This is a genomic window from Henriciella sp., from assembly GCF_049649345.1.
GTDB lineage: Bacteria > Pseudomonadota > Alphaproteobacteria > Caulobacterales > Hyphomonadaceae > Henriciella.
Genome location: NZ_JBARZC010000231.1, coordinates 1 through 3374, shown reverse-complemented (window position 1 = coordinate 3374; position 3374 = coordinate 1). Strand labels below are relative to the sequence as shown.

Here is a 3374-nt window from a genome sequence, read left to right as displayed (position 1 = left end):
ATCCTGTCTTCGGCATAGCGGCGGAACTGGTCGCGGATCATTGAGAGCGTTTCGTCGAGGCCGGTCTCCTCGACCGTGGCGCGGCCAAGCGCGTCCGGCAGGTGTTTTGCCGCCGCCGCCATGGCGTCTGTCGTCTTGCCTTCAGTCAGGAAGCGCTGCACGGCCGGATCGAACAGGCGTTTCATGCCGTCCTGCGTGACGCCGAGGTCCGCCGGGCGGATGATTTCGCCCTGGTTCATCGGAATGCCGCCAATCAGCTGCGCGCAGTATTCAGAAAACAGGATCTGGGCGAGCAGCTGCTCGACCTCGCCGAACTTTCCTTCGGCGTCCAGACGCTCGGCCCAATGTCCGACCTCACGCAACGTCTCGACATAGGTGATCGCCCAGGACAGCCCATGGGCGGCGTGCTGATGGACATCGAGCAGTTTGCGGTCCGGCTTGCCATCCGGCGCGAGCCTGGCCTTCATCGAGGCCTTCGCGTCTTCGCCATAGGCTTCGAGGCTCGCGACGGCGGCGGCCATGGCCGCGATCAGGTCATCCATCACCGGTGAAGGTGCCGTGCTTGTCATGCCGTCCATATGTTTTCCTCCAGGCCGCGTCTTCGCAATGATCTAGTCCGCGAGCGCCGTGATGACACAAATTTTGCTGCAGCGCAGCGTCAAATTCTGTCGCAGGGGCAGTTTATGCCTTTGGAGCAGGGGGCTCAAATTCGATCGAAAGCGCCTCGCGCGCCGCTTCAATGTCGCTCAGCACCTGTTCGAAAGCGCTCCAGTCATCCTCCTCGGCGATGGGCGCCCACAGGGCTTCGACATCGTCATAGAGCAGTGTCACAGGCGTTTCGCGCTGCCAGTACGGGTGATCGAGCCGCTCCGGCCGGATCATGCCGCGCGAAGTCAGGCCTTCGCGAACAGGCGCAAAGGCCGGCGTCTCGTAAAGCGCGGTGATCGGGCTCTTTCTGGCGCGCGTCTCGCTTTCGGCGCCGCCGAACCAGTCAAAGAAAACCTGCGCCCAGGGGGCTTGTGTCTCCGACATCCAGGTGTAGAGGCTCTGCAGGAAGGTGAGGTCCTGCTTGAGATCGCCCGCCGAACCGAGCCCGAAGAGCTTCAGATTGTGGCCAGCGAGCGCCTCCTGATAGGCCGGCTCATAGGCTTGCAGCGCTTCGCTGAGCGGCTCGGCATCGCAGACCAGTGTGAACGTCGCGGCGAGCTGCTGCAGCGCCCAGAGGCCCTGTGTCGGCTGGCGGCCAAATCTGTAGAGGCCCTGCTGGTCGAAATACGCCGCCGTGAAGTTCGGGTCCGACCAGGGCAGAAAGCGCCATGGGCCATAGTCGAAGCTCTCGCCAGTGATGTTGAAATTGTCAGTGTTCATGACGCCATGGACGAAGCCGGCGGCCATCCATTGGGCGACCATGCGGGCGGTCTCCGCGGTAACGCGTTGCAAAAGGGCCGGCGCCATCACGGCCAGATCCTCGTCCAGCGTTTCGGGATAGTATTGCTCTGCACAATGACGGATGAGACGGGCGAGATTTTCGCTCTCATCGAGATAGGCGGCGCGCTGAAACGTGCCAAAGCGGATATGGCTGTGCGACAGGCGGACAAGCACGGAGGACCGGGTCGGCGAGGGCTCGTCATTGCGCTGCAAGGCCTCTCCGGTCTCGATCAGGCTGAAGGGTTTTGACGTCTTCACGCCGAGGGCTTCAAGATAGTTGGCCGCCAGCACTTCCCGGACCCCGCCCTTCAGCGTCAGCCTGCCGTCGCCGCTGCGCGACCATCGGGTCTGTCCGGAGCCTTTTGTGCCGAGGTCGAGCAGGCGGCCCTGGGTGTCCCGCAGCTGCGCAAACAGGAAGCCTCTGCCATCGCCGAGTTCGGGATTGTAAACGCCGAACTGATGGCCGTGATAGCGAAGCGCGAGCGGTGTTTCGAGATTGCCGGCCAGCGGCTCGAACTGAGCGAAATGGGCGCGCCATGCCGATTCGCTGAGGTCTGCAAGGCCGACACGCCTCGCCCAGCGCGTGTTGCGAAAACGCAACACAGACGCCGGAAATGTCGCGGGCTTTGCTGCGTCTGCGAATGCGTCCGAGATTTCCAGAATGGAGGCAGAATTTGTCATAGATAGGCCTGTAAACTGGTGAAAAATGGTTGTTTGGCAAGGCCCAGGAGGAATAATTCGCCGGCTGCCTCGTCCGCTCAACAAAGTCGGTTCCGCTAGGTTAGCCTATCAGTGGTAGGTGTCGCATGCCGCTACGTCGCAAATCGGTCATTTCTTTCGCACTGCAGCATAAAAAACAGTTTGCATGGCGTGACAACTGTACCAGCATGGCTGGTGAACCGCTCGAAAACAGGGTGGTCGCATATAAAATCCTGGGAGGAAACCATGAAGTTTGGATACAAGCTGGCGCTGAGCGCGTCAGTGATTGCAATCGGTGCGAGCGGGACAGCCGCCGCACAAGACGGCGATGAGCTTCGCCAGAGCACCGTTACGGTTACAGGGTCCGCGATTGCGGGCACACCAGAAGACGCGGCCCTGCCGGTCGACGTTCTGACCGCGGGCGACCTCAAGATTGAAGGCTCGCCCTCGATTACCGAGCTGATCAGAAACCTTGGCGTTTCGTCGGGTGTTGACGGCCAGACAAACCAGTTCGCATCGAACGGTCTTGAAGGCACGTCGAACATCAACTTGCGTGGCCTCGGCCCGGCCCGGACGCTGGTCCTGATCAATGGCCGGCGCCAGACCTATCACCCCTATGCGATCGGCGAGCAGGCACAGCTCTTCGTTGATACCAACATGATCCCGTCGGCCGCTGTCGGCCGGATCGAGGTCCTGAAGGACGGCGCAGCCGCGATTTACGGTTCGGACGCCATCGCCGGTGTTGTGAACTTCATAACAAATGAAGATCTCGACGGCTTTGAGATTGGCGGCGACTTCTCGACATTCGACGGCACCGACGGCAACTATAACATCAATGGTGCTTATGGCTTGCAGGGCGCCAATTGGAACTGGGTGACTTCGGCCGGTTACAATTTCCGCAGCGAAGTTTCACTGCTCGAGAAAGACTGGTCAATCCTGCCATTTGCTGAAAACCCGGTAGGTGGCTGGTCATCGCTTTCCAACCCGGGCCGCTACGTGGCACTTGGCCTGACGCCGACTGGTCTGGGCCCAATTGGCGCTGTAAATGACGCGGGCTGTGTACCAGCAGGCGGTTTCGTCAATCCGGGCACTGGACAGTGTAACTTCCAGTTCACCCAGTATGACAATCTGGTCGAGGAAGAAGAGCGCTACCAGATTTTCTCCGAGTATAACCGAACATTCGGCAATGGGGTGAACATGCACCTCGAAGCCCTTTACGGGTATTCGGACGTTCCAGAGTGGAAGAC

General features: G+C 60.5%; 2 protein-coding genes and 1 pseudogene. 1 reads left to right on the top strand and 2 read right to left on the bottom strand.

Going from position 1 to position 3374, the window contains the following annotated elements; all coding sequences use genetic code 11:
• Together WA989_RS05990 and WA989_RS05985 are read right to left on the bottom strand one after the other, a co-directional pair.
• Positions 1 to 578 (bottom strand): annotated as a pseudogene (locus WA989_RS05990) (acyl-CoA dehydrogenase family protein); the annotation flags it as partial.
• A gap of 103 nt (positions 579 to 681) precedes the next feature.
• Positions 682 to 2109, bottom strand: a complete 1428-nt coding sequence (locus WA989_RS05985; RefSeq protein ID WP_424339595.1) for a protein adenylyltransferase SelO family protein — start codon at positions 2107 to 2109, stop codon at positions 682 to 684.
• Between the two features lie 264 nt (positions 2110 to 2373).
• On the opposite strand from WA989_RS05985, the gene WA989_RS05980 reads away from it, so the two are divergent.
• Positions 2374 to 3374, top strand: a 1001-nt coding sequence (locus WA989_RS05980; protein WP_424339594.1) for a TonB-dependent receptor plug domain-containing protein, incomplete at its 3' end; no start/stop codon positions are given.

Coding starts and splice junctions, on each gene's coding strand:
- WA989_RS05985 (WP_424339595.1), bottom strand. CDS start 2,109: ATGACAAATTCTGCCTCCATTCTGGAAATCTCGGACGCATTCGCAGAC.